The sequence below is a fragment of the Metapseudomonas resinovorans genome, from assembly GCF_002003485.1.
Taxonomy (GTDB): domain Bacteria; phylum Pseudomonadota; class Gammaproteobacteria; order Pseudomonadales; family Pseudomonadaceae; genus Metapseudomonas; species Metapseudomonas resinovorans_D.
Genome location: NZ_BDMA01000088.1, coordinates 41,078 through 56,894, shown reverse-complemented (window position 1 = coordinate 56,894; position 15,817 = coordinate 41,078). Strand labels below are relative to the sequence as shown.

Sequence of the window (15,817 nt, the reverse complement as noted above, 5' to 3'; positions counted from 1 at the left end):
GCGTCCAGCATCGCGAATGAATTCGCTCCCACAGGTTTCCTCCGCCACTGTGCAGCTCACCCGGCCACGGGCAGAATGCCCGCACTTCCCCGTTCCGAGGTTCCGTCGCCATGCTCAGCGCTGAGCTCAAGGCCTTCTACATGGTTGCCCGCCTGGGCAGCATCACCCAGGCGGCGAAGAAGCTCGGCCTCAGCCAGCCCACGGTGACCACGCAGATCCGCAACCTGGAAGGCCAGTACGGCGTCGAGCTGTTCCATCGTGGCGGCCGCCGTCTGACGGTGAGCGAGGAAGGGGCGAAGCTGCTGCCCATGGTCAAGGTGCTGCTGCAGCAGGAGGCCGACATCGAGTTCTTCCTGCGCAACTGTGGACAGATGCAGGGCACCCTGCGCATTGGCGCCACCGCGCCGTACTACATCCTCGACCTGGTGCGCAGCTTCCGCGAACGCTTTCCGCAGATCGACGTTTCCCTGGATATCGGCAATTCCCAGCAAGTGATCGAGGCGCTGGAGGAATACCGCGTCGATCTGGCCGCGTCCTCGCAGAAGCTCGACGACGCGCGCCTGGTTCGCATGGTGCTGGGCAGCGACCCGCTGGTGCTGGCCGTGCATCGCCAGCACCCGCTGGCCCGGCGCAAGTCCGTCAGTCTGCCGGACCTCAAGGGCCATTGCCTGCTGATGCGTGAACCGGGCTCCACCACCCGCCAGCTCACCGAGGACATGCTCAAGGACGCCGGCATCGCCATCGGCCCGCTGCTGGAGATCGGCAGCCGTGAATCCATTCGCGAAGCAGTGATCCGCAACCTCGGCATCAGCATCATCGCCCGCCACGAAGTGCCGGATAATCCGGAGCTGCGGGTGATAGAACTCAAGGGCGCGCCGCAGATCGACGAATACCTCTATTGCCTCAAGGAACGGCGCCAGGCGCGGCTTCCAGCGGCGTTCCTGGCTGTGGCGCGGGAACGCACGGAGTAGCAGCTGTGCCGTAGGGTGTGCCATGCGCACCGCGAGACAGCCATGGTGCGCACGGCACACCCTACTGGAGATAACCGACGTCTCCCGGCCTATCCCAAATCCACCAATGACACTATCGGCGTAATTTGCCCAACCGCCATCTGGCGTTCGCATTGCCTCCCTAGCATCACCCTCGTCGAGCCGTGCACCCGTGCACGCCAACTGCTTAACGAGGTACCGCCATGAACCCAGCCGATCACCACGCCACCCATATGCGGGTGCGAGATATCCACAAGCGTTTCGGCCATTTCACCGCGTTGGGCGGTGTGTCCCTGGATATCGCCGAAGGCGAACTGGTGTGCCTGCTGGGCCCGTCCGGTTGTGGCAAGACCACGCTGCTGCGCTGCATCGCTGGCCTGGAACAACAGGACAGCGGCACGCTCCACATCGGCTCGCGGGATATCTCGCGCCTGCCGCCCCAGGCCCGTGACTACGGCATCCTGTTCCAGTCCTACGCGCTGTTCCCCAACCTGACAGTGGAACAGAACATCGCCTACGGCCTGTCCGGCAGCAGCCGTGATCAAGTGCGTGCCCGCGTCGCCGAGATGCTGGAGCTGGTAGGTCTCGCCGGCAGCGAGAAGAAGTTCCCCGGCCAGCTTTCCGGTGGCCAGCAGCAGCGCGTGGCCCTGGCCCGTGCCCTGGCTCCCGCACCGTCGCTGCTGTTACTGGACGAGCCGATGTCGGCGCTGGACGCCCGTGTCCGCGAGCATCTGTGCACCGAGCTGCGCCAGCTGCAGAAGAGCCTGGGCATCACCACGCTGATGGTGACCCACAACCAGGACGAGGCCATGCTGATGGCCGACCGAATCGCAGTGATGAACCAGGGCCGGGTCGAACAGTACGGCACGCCCCAGGACATCTACCGCCAGCCGGCGACGCCCTTCGTCGCCGAGTTCGTCGGTCAGGGCAATTGGCTGCCCTTCGACTCGCGCCAGGGCGGCCACGCCCGTGTCGGCAGCATGCACCTGCGCCTGCCTGAAACCGCCGCAAGTGCTGACCGCGGCCGTCTGTTCTGCCGCCCTGAAGCTATCGCCATCAACCCCTCCGAGCAGCAGGACAACCGCTTTCGCGCCCAGGTGCGGGAGATCACTTTCCTCGGCAACCGTTGCCGCATGAGCTTCGAGCTGGAGCAGCTGCCGGGCCATTCGCTGCTGGCGGAACTGGACCCTGAAAGCCTGCCGCGCCTCGGCACCCCGGATATCTGGGTGGCCCTGCCGTCCCGCAGCCTGCAGGTGTTCGCCTGAGATGGATGCTGTGATCAAGCTGGATAAAATTCCGGCCAGGCACGCCGCGCGCGGCGACCTCGGCGACCGCCTCTTCGTGACTGGCGGCAAGTACCTGTTCCTCGGCCTGCTGATTCTCGCGGTGCTGCTGCCGCTGCTGGCGATCTTCTGGCGCGGCTTCAGCGGCGAGGCGGGGCAGGGCGGCGGCTTCGTCGCGGCCCGTGAGCTGTTCGCCAGCGCCAACTTCCACTGGCTGCTGGGCAACAGCCTGAAGGTGTCCCTCAGCGTCGCCGCCATCGTGGTGCCCACGGCCTACCTGTTCGCCTATGCCTTGCAACGCACGCTGATTCCGGCCAAGGGGCTGTGGCGCGGGATTTCCCTGCTGCCGCTGCTGGCGCCGTCGATGCTGCCGGGCATTGCGTTGATCTACCTGTTCGGCAATCAGGGCCTGCTGCGCGACTGGCTGCCGGACAATATCTATGGCTTCTGGGGCATCGTCCTGGGTGAAGCCATCTACACCTTCCCCCATGCGCTGATGGTGCTGCTCTCGGCACTCTCGATGGCTGACGCACGCCTGTTCGACGCCGCCGCCAGCATGGGTGCCGGCCCCTGGAAGGCCTTCCGCAGCATCACCTGGCCGGCCACCCGCCAGGCTGTGTTCGCGGCCTTCTGTCTGGTGTTCACCCTGACCATCACCGACTTCGGCGTGCCCGTGGTCGTTGGCGGCGACTACCAGGTGCTGGCGCTGGAGGCCTACAAGGCGGTGGTCGGCCAGCAGCAGTTCGGCCGGGGCGCCCTGATCGGCATGGTGCTGCTGTTGCCCGCGCTGCTCAGTTTCGGCGTCGATGCCTGGCTGCGCCGCCGCCAGGGCGACGCCATGAGCGGTCGCGCCCAGGTCTTTCACCCGGCACCGTCGAAGGTTCGCGATGCCTGCTTCCTGGCGCTGGTGCTGGTGGTCTGCGCGATTCTCCTGCTGGTGCTGGGCATGGCGGTGTATTCGTCGCTGGTGAAGTTCTGGCCCTACAACCTGTCGCTGTCACTGCGTCACTACGCCTTCGAAGAAACCGCGGGCGGCGGCTGGCTGGCCTACCGCAACAGCCTGACCCTGGCTACTTGCACGGCCATCTTCGGCAGCGCGCTGATCTTCACCGGCGCCTACCTGATGGAGAAGACCCGTGGCCAGCGCTGGCTGAACCAGACGCTGCGCCTGCTCAGCTTCGTGCCCATGGCCGTACCCGGCCTCGTGCTGGGCCTTGGCTACGTGTTCTTCTTCAACCTGCCAGGCAACCCGCTGCACGCCCTCTACGGCAGCATGACCCTGCTGGTGATCTGCTCCGTCGCGCACTTCCTCACCACGGCGCAGATGACCGCCACTACTGCGCTGCGCCAGCTGGATGGCGAGTTCGAAGCCGCCGCGCTGTCGCTCAAGGCCCCGCTCTGGCGCCACTACCTGCGGGTGACAGTACCGATCTGCCTGCCGGCGCTGCTGGACATCATCCGCTACTTGTTCGTGTCGGCCATGACCACGGTGTCCGCTGCCATCTTCCTCTACAGCCCGGACAGCATCCTCGCCGCCGTGGCCGTGTTGAACATGGATGACGCCGGCAACGTCGGCGGCGCGGCTGCCATGTCCACCCTGATCCTGCTCACCTCGGCTGGCGTGTCCCTGCTGCTGGCCTGGGCCTCGCGTGGCCTGCTGCGCCGGTCCCAGGCCTGGCGCCAAGGCGCGCCGGCCACCCCCTGAACAACCACAAACCGCAAGCCAACCCCGACAAGGAGCTTTCCATGTTCAAACGCCTCGCACTCGCCGCCGCCGCTGTGGCCGGCTTCAGCCTCCACGCCCAGGCCGCCACTGAGCTGACCGTTTATACCGCCCTGGAAGCCGAACAGCTGTCGGCCTACAAGAAGGCCTTCGAAGCGCAGAACCCGGACATCGAGATCAAGTGGGTGCGTGACTCCACCGGCATCATCACCGCCAAGCTGCTGGCGGAGAAGGATCGCCCGCAGGCCGACGCCGTGTGGGGCCTGGCCGCATCCAGTCTGGCCATCCTCGATTCGCAGGGCATGTTGGAGAAGTACGCACCCAAGCACCTGGACACCATCGGCGCCAACTATCGCGACGCCGCCAACCCGCCGGCCTGGGTGGGCATGGACGTATGGGCCGCGACCATCTGCTTCAACACCGTGGAAGCCGAGAAGCAGGGCCTGAGCAAGCCCAACAGCTGGGAAGACCTGACCAAGCCCGAGTACAAGGGCAAGATCGTGATGCCGAACCCGGCGTCCTCCGGTACCGGCTTCCTCGACGTCAGCGCCTGGCTGCAGACCTTCGGCGAGAAGCAAGGCTGGACCTACATGGATGGCTTGCACCAGAACATCGGCCAGTACGTCCACTCCGGCTCCAAGCCGTGCAAGCTGGCCGCCGCCGGCGAGTTCCCCATCGGCATCTCCTTCGAATATCCGGCCGTGCAGCTCAAGCGCCAGGGCGCTCCGCTGGACATCGTCCTGCCGAAAGAAGGTCTCGGCTGGGAGATCGAAGCCACCGGTATCGTGAAGGGCACCGACCAGCTTGAAGCCGCGAAGAAGCTCGCCGACTTCTCCGCCAGCCCGGCCGCCATGGAGCTGTACAAGGAAAACTTCGCCGTGCTCGCCGCTCCCGGCATCGCCAAGCCGCAAACCGAACTGCCGGCTGACTACGAACAGCGCCTGATCAAGAACGACTTCGCCTGGGCCTCGCAGAACCGCGACCAGATCCTGGCCGAATGGCGCAAGCGCTACGACGGCAAGTCCGAGAAGCTGCCGCAGTAAGTCACGCGCTAGGTCCCTTGCTTGGATAGCCCCTCTCCCTCTGGGAGAGGGGTTGGGGTGAGGGAAGCTGGGCCCCGCTCGAATCCAAGGAGTCACTCATGCCCCTGCAAGACACCGATATCGCCATCGTCGGCGCCGGCATCCTCGGCCTTTCCCACGCCTACGCCGCCGCCCGTCGCGGCCTGCGCGTCAGCGTCTTCGAGCGCAGCGCCACGCCGCTGGGCGCGTCGGTGCGCAACTTCGGCCAGGCACTGGTCACCGGTCAGCCGCCGGGCCCCATGCACGCGCTGGCCCGCGATAGCCGGGAAATCTGGGCCGGCTGGGCCGAAGCCGCCGGCTTCAATATCCGCCGTAACGGTTCCCTGCTGTTCGCCCGCACCCGCGCCGAAGAAGAGCTGCTGGAAGCCTTCTGTGAAGTGCGCGCCCCTGAGCACGGCTATCACGTGGAACTGCTGCGTGGCGAGCGCCTGCACGACCTCTACCGGGGCCAGTTCAGCCACCACCGCGCCGCGCTGCTGGGGCTGGACGATCAGCAGATCTATTCCCGCGAGGCCATTCCCGCGTTGGTGGACTACCTGCGTCGCGAGCATGGCGTCCAGTTCCACTTCTCCACCCTGGTGCGCGACGTCGAGCCGGGGGTTATCCACAGCACGAAAGGCAGCTGCCGCGCTGAGCAGATCGTGGTTTGCTCGGGGCACGACTACCAGACGCTGCTGGCCGAGCAGATCGCTCCGCTACAACCCCAGGTCTGCCGCCTGCAGATGCTGCGGGTGCGCCCGGAGCGCGACTTCGGGCTGAACCAGGCGGTGCTCACGGGCCTGAGCTGCGTGCACTACGGCGCCTTCGCCGACCTGCCGGAATCCGAGGCCATCCGCGAGCAGATCCAAAATGAGCAGCCGGAGCTGGAGGAAAACGGCATCCACCTGCTGGTCAGCCCGACGCCCTATGGCGAGCTGATCGTCGGCGATTCCCACCACTACGGCAGCGATGCGTCGCCCTTCAACGCCGAAGCAGTGGACGACATCATGCTGGATCTGGCCGAGCACACCCTGGGCACTCGCCTGACGGTGGTGGAGCGCTGGCGGGGTGTCTACGGCGCCCGTGGCCCCGGCCCCTTCTCGGTGCTTAAGGCCGCTCCTGGCGTAACGGCGGTGCTGATGCACAGCGGCGTCGGCATGAGCGTCGGCCCGGCGCTGGGCGAGCGGACGATGGCGGGATTGTTGGCTTGAACCTGTGGGGGTGAGAGACCGTAGGTTGGTCCGAGGAACGAGGCCCAACAAAAAGGGGCAAGGTTGTGAACCTGAATTCCCGGGAAACCTTGTAGGGGCGAATTCATTCGCCAAGGGCGGCGTAGCTGCCCCCTGAGTGATTCTGGGCAGACCTTCGGCCTGCTTGGCGAATGAATTCGCCCCTACAGAGAAGCGCCCCCAACTGGGCATTTCTCAATCCAACCGCTTGTGCACCCGCATCACCGCGACGGTGAGCATCACCAGGGTGAACACCACCAGCACCACCAGTTCCAGCCAGAGATCGGCGAGGCCGGCGCCGCGCAGCATGATGCCGCGGGTCAGGCGCAGGAAATGAGTCAGCGGCAGAATCTCGGCGATCCACTGCGCTGCCACGGGCATGCCGGCGAAGGGAAACATGAAGCCGGAGAGCAGGATCTGCGGCAGGAAGGTGAAGAAGGCCATCTGCATCGCCTGGAACTGGCTGCGCGCCAGGGTGGAGATGAACACCCCCAGGGTCAGGCTGGCGAAGATGAACACCAGGGATGCGCCATAGAGCTCCAGCAGCGAACCGCGCACCGGCACCTCGAACAGCCACAGCCCCACCAGCAGGATCACCGTCACCTGCACCAGGCCGATGCCGACGAACGGCAGCACTTTGCCCAGGGTCAGTTCCCAAGGGGAAACTGGCGTGGTGATCAGCAGCTCCATGTTGCCGCGCTCCCGCTCGCGCACCAGGGCGATGGCGGTGAACAGCACCATTGTCATGGTCAGGATCACCCCGATCAGCCCCGGCACCGTGTTCAGCGGTGCCAGGCGTTCCGGGTTGTAGAAGTTCACCACCTGCACGCCGGTCAGGTTCGGCCAGCCGGGCAGCGGGTAGGCCGCCAGCTGTCGCGCGGAGGCCTGCACGACCTGGTCGGAGCCATCCACCACCAGTTGCAGCGGCGGGCGGTCCTTGCGTTGCAGGCGCGCCTCGAAGTCCGGCGGCACCACCAGGGCGGCGCTGATGCTGCCTTCGCGCAGCAGTTTGTCCAGTTCCTGCGGCGTGGCGAGCTGGTAGCGGAAGTCCAGCACCTGGCTGGCGCCGAGTTCGGCGACCACTTCGCGGGAGCGGGCGGTGTCGGCCTGGTCCAGCACGGCGGCGTGCAGGCCGCGCACATCCATGTTGATGGCGTAGCCGAAGAGCACCAGCTGCATGATCGGGATGCCGACGATCATGGCGAAGGTCAGGCGGTCGCGGCGCAGCTGGCGCAGTTCCTTGAGGACGATGGCGCCCAGGCGGCGCAGGTTCATGACGAGGCTCCGGCCCGTTCCAGCGGGCGGTGGGTGACGGCGACGAAGACGTCTTCGAGGTTGGCGTCGGTGGGTTTCACCTCGGCCTCGACGCCCTGATTGGCAAGGCGCCGGGCGATGCGATCGTGGGCATCATCGACAGCGCTGAGCACGCGTAGCGTGGCGCCGATCTGGGCCATGGCGATGACTTCCTCCGCCCCTTGCAGGGCGCGCTGGGCTTGGCGCGGCTGGGCGCATTCCACCAGCAGCGGACGGCCGGGCAGGGCCGCCATCAGCTCGGCGGGGCTGCCGTCGGCCACCAGACGGCCGGCATCGAGGATGCCCAGGCGCGTGCAGCGCTCAGCTTCGTCCATGTAGTGGGTGGACACCAGCAGGGTGGTGCCGGCTTCGGCCAGTTCGAACAGCGAGTCCCAGAATTCCCGGCGCGACTGCGGGTCCACGGCGCTGGTGGGTTCGTCGAGCAGCAGCAGGTCGGGCTTGTGCAGCACCGCGCCGGCCAGCGCCAGGCGCTGTTTCTGGCCGCCGCTCATGGTGCCGGCGAGCTGCTTGCGACGATCCGCCAGCCAATAGCGCTCCAGTAATTCGTCGATGCGCTGGCGGGCTTCGCGGCGGTCCAGTCCCTGGACGGTGGCGAGGAACTCCAGGTTCTCGCCCACCGTGAGGTCTTCGTACAGGGAGAACTTCTGGGTCATGTAGCCGATGCGGCGTTTCAGTTCTTCGGCGTCCTGGGGGATGCGGCAGCCGAGCACTTCGATCTCGCCGGCGCTGGGCAGCAGCAGGCCACAGAGCATGCGGATGGTGGTGGATTTGCCGCAGCCGTTGGGGCCGAGGAAACCGAACACCTCGGCGCGATTGACATGCAGGTTCAGCCCATCGACAGCGGTGAGTTGGCCGAAGCGCTTGGTCAGGCCGCTTGCGCGGATCACCGCTTCATCACTGCTCATGGCTCACTCGCTCCGCTTGCACCGGCAGGCCGGCGGGCAGCTTGCGCGCAGCCTCGCCTTGCAGCACCAGTTCGGCGCGATACACCAGGCGACTGGCATCGTCGCCGGTCAGGGCGAAGTAGGGGGTGAAGCTGGATTCGCTGGCGATGCTGCGCACGGTGGCATCGAAGGGTTCGGGCACGCCTTCAACCTTCACCTTCAGGGAATCGCCGATGGCGATGTTCGGCCGCACGGAGGCCGGCACGTAAACCCGCGCGTAAGGCGCATCGCCCACCAGCAGGCTGACCAGCTCGGCGTTCAGCGGTGGCTGGTCGCCCGGTTTGAAGGGCAGCGCGTCGACCCGGCCGTCGCGAGGGGCGCGCAGGCTGAGGTGCTCGCGGGTGACCTGCAACTGCGCATGCCGACCCTGTGCGGCGTGGAGCAGGGCGGTGGCCTGTTCGATCTGTTCCGGGCGCGTGCCGTTTGTGAGTTCGCGCAACTGGGCATCGGCATTCTTCACCGCGGCGTTGGCCTGGTCGCGGGCGGCGCGGGCGCGGTCCAGCTCGGCAATGGCGACCTGGCGGCGCTGATAGAGGGCGGCGATGCGCTGGAAGGTGCGCTCGGCATCGGTCAGCTCCGCGCGATTGCGCGTGAGGGTGGCGCGGGCGGCGTCCACGGTTTCGCTGCGGGCGCCGTTGCTGAGTTCGTCGAGCCGCGCCTTGGCCTGGGCGACGTCGCCTTGCGCTTCCTTGAGACGCGCATCGAGGCGGCGAGGGTCGAGTTCCAGCAGCAGTTGGCCCTGTTGCACCTGATCGCCTTCGGCCACACGCCAGGCGAGGATGGTTTCCGAGGCTTCGGCGGGCAGTCCGATGCGATCCCATTCAAGCGTGCCGAGCAGTGGCTGTTGCGCGGGGTCTTCGCAGCCGCTGAGCAGGGCGAACGCCAACAGGCAGGGAAGCAGGCGTTTCATGGCTTCACCTCCAGGCCGCGTTCGAGCAGGGCCATGATGTGTTTCACCATGGCTTCGTCGCCCAGCTCCGGTGTGGCGAAGATGCCGCGCCAGATCTGCCCGGCGGCGTAGGGCAGCATTACTAGGCCGACCAGGGAAACCACCAGTAGGCGTGGGTCGATATCGGGGTTGAGGCGTCCTCCGGCCTGCGCTGCGGCGAAGCGCTGGGCCAGCAGCAAGGGCACCATCGGGGCGAAGCGGGATGTGAGCATTTCGCGTAGCGCGCCGCCTTCGCAGAGCACTTCGCGGACCCAGAGCGGTGGCAGCCAGGGATTCCGGCTGAGGTTGGCGCTCATGCCGCGAACGAAGGCGCCGACCAGCTCTAGCGGATCGTCACCGACTTGTTGCAGGCGTTCGCCCATGCCCTGGAACAGAGGCAGCAGGCGCTCCTCGACCATGGCCTCCACCAGGCGCTCCTTGTTGCCGAAGTAGTAATTCACCAGTGCGGGGGTTACGCCGGCCTGCTGGGCGATGCTGCGCAGGCTGGCCGCATGCACGCCGATATGGGCGAAGGCATTGGTGGCAGCGTCCAGCAGGCGTTCGCGTTGGAGCTGGGAATCGCCTGTGGGGCGGCCGGGAGAACGGGGGCGGGTCACGGTAAGCATCTCCGGACGGGTAAGGATGATTTATTTAAATATTCATTTAATTAATTAACAACAAGCAGCCGACGAACGCGAAATGCGGGCTATCTTCAATTTCTACGGATCAGCCTTGGAGCTAGCCCGTGCGCGACGCCTTGCGTGCTTTCCTGGCGCCTGACATTCCGGCGCTGCAATTCGCGATCAAGACCCTGCTGGGCGGCGGCATCGCCCTCTGGTGCGCCTTTCGGTTCGACCTCCAGCAACCGCAGTGGGCGCTGATGACCGCGTTCATCGTGGCCCAGCCGCTGTCCGGAATGGTGGTGCAGAAGGGCCTCGCGCGGCTGCTCGGCACCCTGGTGGGCACGGTCATGTCGGTGACCATCGTCGGTCTCTTCGCGCAGACGCCCTGGTTGTTCCTGCTGGCCCTGGCCACCTGGCTGGGCATCTGTACCGCCGCCTCGACCATGCTGCGCAGTGCCTGGTCTTATTCCTTCGTGCTGGCCGGTTACACGGTCGCCATCATTGGCCTGCCCGCCATCACCCACCCGCTGGCGGTGTTCGACCAGGCCGTGGCGCGCTCCACGGAGATCTGCCTCGGCATCCTCTGCGCCACTCTCACCAGTGCACTGCTCTGGCCGCAGCGGGTGGAACGCCAGTTGGCGCGCCAGGCACGGGACGCCTGGCAGTGCGGCATCCAGGCGTCGATCTCCGCCTTGAAGGGCGAGCGGCAGGAGCGCCAGGGCCTGCTTGGTGTGCTGGGGCGCATCGTGGCGGTGGATGCGCAGCGCGAGCACGCCTGGTTCGAAGGCAACCTGGGGCGCCAACGTGCGCTGGCGCTGCAGGTGCTCAGTCGCGACCTGCTCAGCCTGTTGCGCCTGGCGCGCGGCGTGGCGCGCCAGTGGCGCCAGCTGGGGGAAGACGAAGCGGAAGGGCTGCGGCCGTGGAGGGAGGAAGTGGAGCAGACCCTGGCTGAACCCGATGTGGCGCGCCTGGATGCATTGCGCGATCGGCTGCTGCTGGCTTCCGAGGACGAGACCCTGTCCACCGTCCAGCAATACTGCCTAGGGCGCATGGCGGTGGTGATGCGCCAGGCCTCGGAGGCGGTCGATGCCATGCATGCGGTGGAGCGGGGAGAAGCGCCGGAGGATGCACCGCAGCCCTTGTCCGCGCATCGCGACGTGCCGACTGCCGCCATCTACGGCCTGCGCAGCGCCCTGGCCTTCCTCGGCCTGTCGGCCTTCTGGCTTGCCACCGCCTGGACCGCGGCGGTTGGCGCGTTGACCCTGACCTGCGTGATCTGCGGCCTGTTCGCCAGCCGCGAGAATGCCGAGCAGATCGGCATGATGTTCCTGCGCGGAATCCTTTATGCGCTGCCTGTGGCCTTTGTGGTCGGCCAACTGTTCCTGCCCCAGCTCAGCGGCTTCGCGATGCTCTGCATGGCCCTCGGTGTGCCGCTGTTCTTCGGTGCGCTGGGCATGGCCAAGCCTGCGCTGGGCGCCACGGCCACTTCGTTCTGCCTGCATTTCATCGTGCTCTGTGCGCCGCAGAACCTCATGCGCTTCGATGTCGGGCTGTTCTTCAATGAGGCGATTTCCATGCTCCTCGGCGTGGGCTTCGCGGTGTGGGCGTTCCGCCTCATTCCCCTGCGCAATCCAGTGTGGCACGGCCGCCGCCTGCTCAAGGCGAGCCTGAACGATCTGGCGCGACTGACCGGCGTGCGCCTGGCCGGAGCGGAGAACTGGTTCGGCGGGCGCATGGCGGATCGCCTGCTGCAACTGGCGCGGCTCTACCCGGTGCTGCCGGAACAGAGCCGAAGTCGCTGGGACGATGGCATCGCCAGCCTGGATGTGGGCGACGAGCTGCTGCACCTGCGGCGTTGTCTGGCCGCAGCCGACAAGCCGCTGGGCGCATCGGAGGACCGCTTCCTGCGGCACTTGGAACGTGTGGTGCTGCAGGGCCCGGCGCCAGGCCGCGCCCAGGCGCTCGACGAGCCGGTCGAGGATTTGCTGAAAGCCCTGCGTGGTGCCGGACGGACTATCGACCGTCGTCTCGCCCAGGCGGCACTGTTGCAGTTGCAGCAGAGTTGGCGGCAATGGTGTGAACAACAGGAGGCGAGCCATGGGCTTGCGTGAGTGGTCCCTGGGCGGTGTGCTGCTCAGCCCCTTTCTGCTCTACGCGCTGCTGGCACTGCTGGTGACTGGCGCGCTGCGCATCGGCCTGGCGCGAGTCGGGTTGGCGCGCTGGATCTGGCACGAAGCGCTGTTCGACTGTGCCCTGTATGTCTGTGTGCTGGCGGCGCTGGTCGCGCTGACCGGGCACTGGTGAAGGAGATGACGATGCGTTCCACGCTGCGCGTACTGGTAACCCTTGCCCTGGTCGTGGTGGCCATCGTGGCCGGCTATGGCCTCTGGCAGCACTACATGCTCGCTCCCTGGACGCGCGACGCGCGGGTGCGCGCAGACGTGGTGGTGATATCGCCCGACGTGTCCGGCTGGGTGATGGAACTGAAGGTTCAGGACAACCAGCAGGTCAAGGCCGGAGACCTGCTCCTGAGTATCGACCGTGAGCGTTACCAGGCGGCCCTGGAAAAGGCCCGCGCCGTGGCCGAGACCCGCCAGCATCAGCTGCGCTTGCATGAGCATGAGGCGTCCCGTCGTGAGCACCTCGGGCCGCAGGCCATCAGTGCGGAGCTGCGCGAGAACGCATTGATCACCGCACAGGTGGCGCGCGCCGAATTCCGCGAAGCCCAGGCGGAGGTGAAGGTGGCCGAAATCAACCTCGCCCGCAGCGAATTGCGGGCACCGCGCAATGGCCAGGTAACCAACCTGCGCCTGGCCCAGGGCAACTATGTCGGGGCAGGGCAGCCGGTGATGGCGCTGGTGGACGACGGCTCCTTCTACGTCCAGGCCTATTTCGAGGAAACCAAGCTGCCGCGCATCAAGGTCGGTGCGCCGGTGAAGGTCTGGCTGATGAGTGCGGGGGAGCCGTTGACCGGCAAGGTGGAAAGCATCAGCCGCGGCATCACCGACCGCAATGCCATTCCCGATACCCAGTTGTTGGCGAATGTCGAACCCACTTTCAACTGGGTGCGCCTGGCGCAGCGGATTCCGGTGCGGATCAAGCTGGACAAGGTGCCGGACGACGTGACCCTGAGCGCTGGGATGACGGCGAGTGTGACGGTGGCGGAGTAGGGCGGGGCGGGTAAGGACAGCCCCCTCTCCCTCTGGGAGAGGGTTGGGGTGAGGGAAAAGTCAGGCCAGCTCGGTGCAGCTCCCTTTTCGCGAATGAATTCGCTCCTACAGGGCAGGACTGCGTCCTGCTTGGCGAATGAATTCGCCCCTACAGGAAAAGCGGAGGACTGCCCGGCTCCGCACGGACAGCTCCCTCTCCCGCTTGCGGGAGAGGGTTGGGGAGAGGGCAGAAAAATGCCCAATAAAAAAGCCCGGACTCATCCGGGCTTTTTCGTATCCAGCGCAATCAGCCAATGGTGATCGGCGGCAGTTCCGGCAGTTCCACCGAAAGCTGCTGCTTGGGTGCCAGCACTTCGGCTTCGCCGTCCACGACCTGGTCTGAGTTCTGGTTGAACACGCGGGTGGCGATGCGCACGCGGTTCTTCGGCAGTTTCTCGAGGATTTCCAGCTCGACGGTCAGGGTGTCGCCCAGTTTCACCGGGCGGGTGAACTTGAGTTGCTGGCCGAGGTAGATGCTGCCCGGGCCAGGCATTTCGCAGGCGATGGCGGCGCTGATCAGGGCGCCGGTGAACATGCCGTGGGCGATGCGCTCCTTGAACATGGTACCGGCGGCGTACTCAGCGTCCAGGTGCACCGGGTTACGGTCGCCGGAGACGGCGGCGAACAGCTGGACATGACGCTCTTCCACGGTGGTGGAGAAGGTGGCTTTCTGGCCGACTTCCAGGGCGTCGTAGGTGAAGTTGGTTACCTGGCTCATGCGGTCTCCTTGGCTTGCGTTGGGTGGTGCCGACTGTGGGCGAGGGCGCGCTCCAGCCAGTCGATCAAGTCTTCGGTCACTTCGTCGCGGTTGCTCTCGTTGAGCAGCTCATGACGGGCGTCGGGGTAGATGTTCAGCTGCACGTCCCTGATGCCGGCCCGGCGCAATGCCGCGGCCAGATCCTGCAGGCGCCGGCCTTCGCTGACCGGGTCGCGTTCGCCACCGATCACCAGCAGCGGCAGGTCGGGGTCGACCTGTGCCAGGTGTTTCGGTGGGGTGATGCTCTGAAGCCCGCCGAGCAGGTCGAGCCACAACTGGTTGGTGCAACGGAAACCGCAGAGCGGGTCCACGACGTACTTGTCCACTTCCGCCGGGTCGCGGCTGAGCCAGTCGAAGGTCGTGCGGTTGGGCTTGAAGGCCTTGTTGAAGGAGCCGAAGGAGAGGAACTCGATCAGCGCACTCCGGCCTTCCTTGCCTCGACGCCAACGCTCGAAGCGGGCGATCAGGGCAGCCACCCTGTACAGCGCGACGGGCTGGTAGTTGGAACCGGAGAGGATGGCGCCCTGCAGGCTGCAGCTGTGCTGCATCAGGTAGGCCTGGCCGATGTAGCTGCCCATGCTGTGGCCGAGGAGGAAGATCGGCGCTTGCGGGTGCTGCTGGCGGATGTGGTGATTGAGGCTGGCCAGGTCGCCGATAACCTTGTTCCAGCCGTCGTCCGCCGCGTACTGGCCGAGGACGCCATGCTCGGCGCTGCGGCCATGGCCGCGCTGGTCGAGGGCGTAGAGTTCGAAGCCGACGGCTGTCAGGGCCGCACCCAGGCGGGCATAGCGGCCACCGTGTTCGGCCATGCCGTGAGACAGCATGACCACGGCCCTGGGCGGGCTTTCGCCGGACCAGTGATTGACGTACAGGGGCGTGCTATCGCTCGCGTCGAGCCAGAAGGCGTCGTGGCGCATGGCTGATCCTTATGCCGGGGATTCGGCGCATTGTGCACGGGCGCGAAGGTGGCGCAAAGCCTGCTCAGTTGGGCGCGACGTTATGGCGTTCGAGGATTCGCGTGTACTCGCCGCTGGCCAACAGGTCCCTGAGGCCACGCTCGTAGATTTGCGCCCAGTCCGGCTGTCCGGGGCGCGGTGCGGTGAAGCCCGCCAGCAGGGGAATGCGTTCCAGCGCTGGCGGCTGCCATTGCAGCTTGCCGCGCAGGTGCTCGTCCGTGGCGACCAGGTACTGGCCCACGACGCGCTCCAGCAGCACCAGGTCGAAACGCCCGGCATCCAGCTTGCGCAGGTTGGAGATGTCGTCCACCGCCTCTTCGGCGCGGAATCCCGAGCGCAGCACACTGGCCGGATAGCCATAGCCCCTGACCACGCCCACTTTGCGTCCCATGAGCTCGGACAAGTCCTTGAAATCGACAGGCGTGTCCTTGCGCACGAAGAAACCCAACTCGCTGTAGAACAGCGGGCGCGAGGCATGCAGGTTCTCCTCCACCACTTCACGCGGCCAGAGAGCAAGCGCGCCCTGGTAGTGACCGCTGTGCAAGGCGGCGCGCACGCGCGCCCAGGGCATGAAGTCCACCTGGACCTTGTAGCCCTGGGTGGCGAAGGCGCGGGTGGTGAGCTCGATGATGCTTCCGCCTTGCGGCAGGGACTGCGAGCAGTAAGGCGGATATTCCAGGGTGGCAAGACGAAGGTCGGCCCGCACGCCGCAGCTGAGGAACAGGCAGGACAGCAGCGCACACAGGGCCAGGGGGAAACGCATGGGTGATAGGTAGTCCGAATGTCATGTTCTTGTTCTGA

Annotated in this window: 15 protein-coding genes; 8 read left to right on the top strand and 7 right to left on the bottom strand. The window is 66.3% G+C overall.

The window, feature by feature from the left end:
- Nucleotides 1–110: 110 nt before the first annotated feature.
- The 5 genes from MnOB_RS24645 to MnOB_RS24625 all read left to right on the top strand — a co-directional run bounded on the left by MnOB_RS24645 (nt 111) and on the right by MnOB_RS24625 (nt 6,267).
- Nucleotides 111–971: a LysR family transcriptional regulator gene (locus MnOB_RS24645; protein WP_077527122.1), complete on the top strand. Its 861-nt coding sequence runs from the start codon at nt 111–113 to the stop codon at nt 969–971.
- A 221-nt stretch (nt 972–1,192) separates the two neighbouring features.
- On the top strand, nt 1,193–2,254 hold the full coding sequence (locus MnOB_RS24640) for a putative 2-aminoethylphosphonate ABC transporter ATP-binding protein (protein WP_077527121.1): 1,062 nt from the start codon (nt 1,193–1,195) through the stop codon (nt 2,252–2,254).
- A 1-nt stretch (nt 2,255) separates the two neighbouring features.
- Nucleotides 2,256–3,977 carry a putative 2-aminoethylphosphonate ABC transporter permease subunit gene (locus MnOB_RS24635; protein ID WP_077527120.1) on the top strand — a complete coding sequence of 574 codons (1,722 nt, stop codon included), beginning with the start codon at nt 2,256–2,258 and terminating at the stop codon, nt 3,975–3,977.
- A gap of 41 nt (nt 3,978–4,018) precedes the next feature.
- Nucleotides 4,019–5,038, top strand: coding sequence for a putative 2-aminoethylphosphonate ABC transporter substrate-binding protein (locus MnOB_RS24630; protein ID WP_077527119.1), 1,020 nt, complete (start codon nt 4,019–4,021; stop codon nt 5,036–5,038).
- A 98-nt stretch (nt 5,039–5,136) separates the two neighbouring features.
- Complete coding sequence (locus tag MnOB_RS24625) at nt 5,137–6,267, top strand: TIGR03364 family FAD-dependent oxidoreductase (RefSeq protein WP_077527118.1); 1,131 nt, start codon at nt 5,137–5,139, stop codon at nt 6,265–6,267.
- Nucleotides 6,268–6,480: 213 nt separating this feature from the next.
- On the opposite strand, the gene MnOB_RS24620 is transcribed toward MnOB_RS24625, so the two are convergent.
- The 4 genes from MnOB_RS24620 to MnOB_RS24605 are packed head-to-tail and all read right to left on the bottom strand — an operon-like array spanning nt 6,481 to nt 10,097.
- On the bottom strand, nt 6,481–7,560 hold the full coding sequence (locus tag MnOB_RS24620; protein WP_077527117.1) for an ABC transporter permease: 1,080 nt from the start codon (nt 7,558–7,560) through the stop codon (nt 6,481–6,483).
- Nucleotides 7,557–8,504 carry an ABC transporter ATP-binding protein gene (locus tag MnOB_RS24615; protein WP_199824593.1) on the bottom strand — a complete coding sequence of 316 codons (948 nt, stop codon included), beginning with the start codon at nt 8,502–8,504 and terminating at the stop codon, nt 7,557–7,559. The genes MnOB_RS24620 and MnOB_RS24615 overlap by 4 nt, the downstream gene beginning before the upstream one ends.
- The gene (locus MnOB_RS24610; protein WP_077527116.1) at nt 8,494–9,453 is read right to left on the bottom strand and encodes an HlyD family secretion protein; all 960 of its coding nucleotides are present in this window, start codon (nt 9,451–9,453) and stop codon (nt 8,494–8,496) included. The genes MnOB_RS24615 and MnOB_RS24610 overlap by 11 nt, the downstream gene beginning before the upstream one ends.
- Nucleotides 9,450–10,097, bottom strand: coding sequence for a TetR/AcrR family transcriptional regulator (locus tag MnOB_RS24605; protein WP_077527114.1), 648 nt, complete (start codon nt 10,095–10,097; stop codon nt 9,450–9,452). Before MnOB_RS24605 ends, MnOB_RS24610 begins: the two co-directional genes overlap by 4 nt.
- Before the next feature lie 119 nt (nt 10,098–10,216).
- On the opposite strand from MnOB_RS24605, the gene MnOB_RS24600 reads away from it, so the two are divergent.
- Genes MnOB_RS24600 through MnOB_RS24590 form a run of 3 tightly spaced genes read left to right on the top strand, consistent with a single transcriptional unit; the run spans nt 10,217 to nt 13,264 of the window.
- On the top strand, nt 10,217–12,205 hold the full coding sequence (locus tag MnOB_RS24600; RefSeq protein WP_077527112.1) for an FUSC family protein: 1,989 nt from the start codon (nt 10,217–10,219) through the stop codon (nt 12,203–12,205).
- Nucleotides 12,192–12,398: a DUF1656 domain-containing protein gene (locus tag MnOB_RS24595; protein ID WP_077527111.1), complete on the top strand. Its 207-nt coding sequence runs from the start codon at nt 12,192–12,194 to the stop codon at nt 12,396–12,398. The genes MnOB_RS24600 and MnOB_RS24595 overlap by 14 nt, the downstream gene beginning before the upstream one ends.
- A gap of 11 nt (nt 12,399–12,409) precedes the next feature.
- Nucleotides 12,410–13,264 carry an efflux RND transporter periplasmic adaptor subunit gene (locus MnOB_RS24590; protein ID WP_077527110.1) on the top strand — a complete coding sequence of 285 codons (855 nt, stop codon included), beginning with the start codon at nt 12,410–12,412 and terminating at the stop codon, nt 13,262–13,264.
- 286 nt (nt 13,265–13,550) lie between these two features.
- Here MnOB_RS24590 and MnOB_RS24585 read toward each other — a convergent pair whose 3' ends face one another.
- The 3 genes from MnOB_RS24585 to MnOB_RS24575 form a co-directional block, all read right to left on the bottom strand.
- Nucleotides 13,551–14,021: a MaoC family dehydratase gene (locus tag MnOB_RS24585; RefSeq protein ID WP_077527109.1), complete on the bottom strand. Its 471-nt coding sequence runs from the start codon at nt 14,019–14,021 to the stop codon at nt 13,551–13,553.
- Nucleotides 14,018–14,977, bottom strand: coding sequence for an alpha/beta hydrolase (locus MnOB_RS24580; RefSeq protein ID WP_077527108.1), 960 nt, complete (start codon nt 14,975–14,977; stop codon nt 14,018–14,020). Before MnOB_RS24580 ends, MnOB_RS24585 begins: the two co-directional genes overlap by 4 nt.
- 64 nt (nt 14,978–15,041) lie before the next feature.
- Entirely contained in the window at nt 15,042–15,779 is a 738-nt protein-coding gene (locus MnOB_RS24575) for a substrate-binding periplasmic protein (RefSeq protein WP_077527107.1), read from the bottom strand.
- Nucleotides 15,780–15,817 lie beyond the last annotated feature (38 nt).

Bases quoted from the DNA above. Each gene is read 5' to 3' on its own strand.
- MnOB_RS24580 (WP_077527108.1), bottom strand. From the start codon at position 14,977: ATGCGCCACGACGCCTTCTGGCTCGACGCGAGCGATAGCACGCCCCTG.
- MnOB_RS24575 (WP_077527107.1), bottom strand. From the start codon at position 15,779: ATGCGTTTCCCCCTGGCCCTGTGTGCGCTGCTGTCCTGCCTGTTCCTC.
- MnOB_RS24630 (WP_077527119.1), top strand. From the start codon at position 4,019: ATGTTCAAACGCCTCGCACTCGCCGCCGCCGCTGTGGCCGGCTTCAGC.
- MnOB_RS24590 (WP_077527110.1), top strand. From the start codon at position 12,410: ATGCGTTCCACGCTGCGCGTACTGGTAACCCTTGCCCTGGTCGTGGTG.
- MnOB_RS24640 (WP_077527121.1), top strand. From the start codon at position 1,193: ATGAACCCAGCCGATCACCACGCCACCCATATGCGGGTGCGAGATATC.
- MnOB_RS24620 (WP_077527117.1), bottom strand. From the start codon at position 7,560: ATGAACCTGCGCCGCCTGGGCGCCATCGTCCTCAAGGAACTGCGCCAG.
- MnOB_RS24605 (WP_077527114.1), bottom strand. From the start codon at position 10,097: ATGCTTACCGTGACCCGCCCCCGTTCTCCCGGCCGCCCCACAGGCGAT.
- MnOB_RS24595 (WP_077527111.1), top strand. From the start codon at position 12,192: ATGGGCTTGCGTGAGTGGTCCCTGGGCGGTGTGCTGCTCAGCCCCTTT.
- MnOB_RS24615 (WP_199824593.1), bottom strand. From the start codon at position 8,504: ATGAGCAGTGATGAAGCGGTGATCCGCGCAAGCGGCCTGACCAAGCGC.
- MnOB_RS24645 (WP_077527122.1), top strand. From the start codon at position 111: ATGCTCAGCGCTGAGCTCAAGGCCTTCTACATGGTTGCCCGCCTGGGC.
- MnOB_RS24635 (WP_077527120.1), top strand. From the start codon at position 2,256: ATGGATGCTGTGATCAAGCTGGATAAAATTCCGGCCAGGCACGCCGCG.
- MnOB_RS24625 (WP_077527118.1), top strand. From the start codon at position 5,137: ATGCCCCTGCAAGACACCGATATCGCCATCGTCGGCGCCGGCATCCTC.
- MnOB_RS24610 (WP_077527116.1), bottom strand. From the start codon at position 9,453: ATGAAACGCCTGCTTCCCTGCCTGTTGGCGTTCGCCCTGCTCAGCGGC.
- MnOB_RS24585 (WP_077527109.1), bottom strand. From the start codon at position 14,021: ATGAGCCAGGTAACCAACTTCACCTACGACGCCCTGGAAGTCGGCCAG.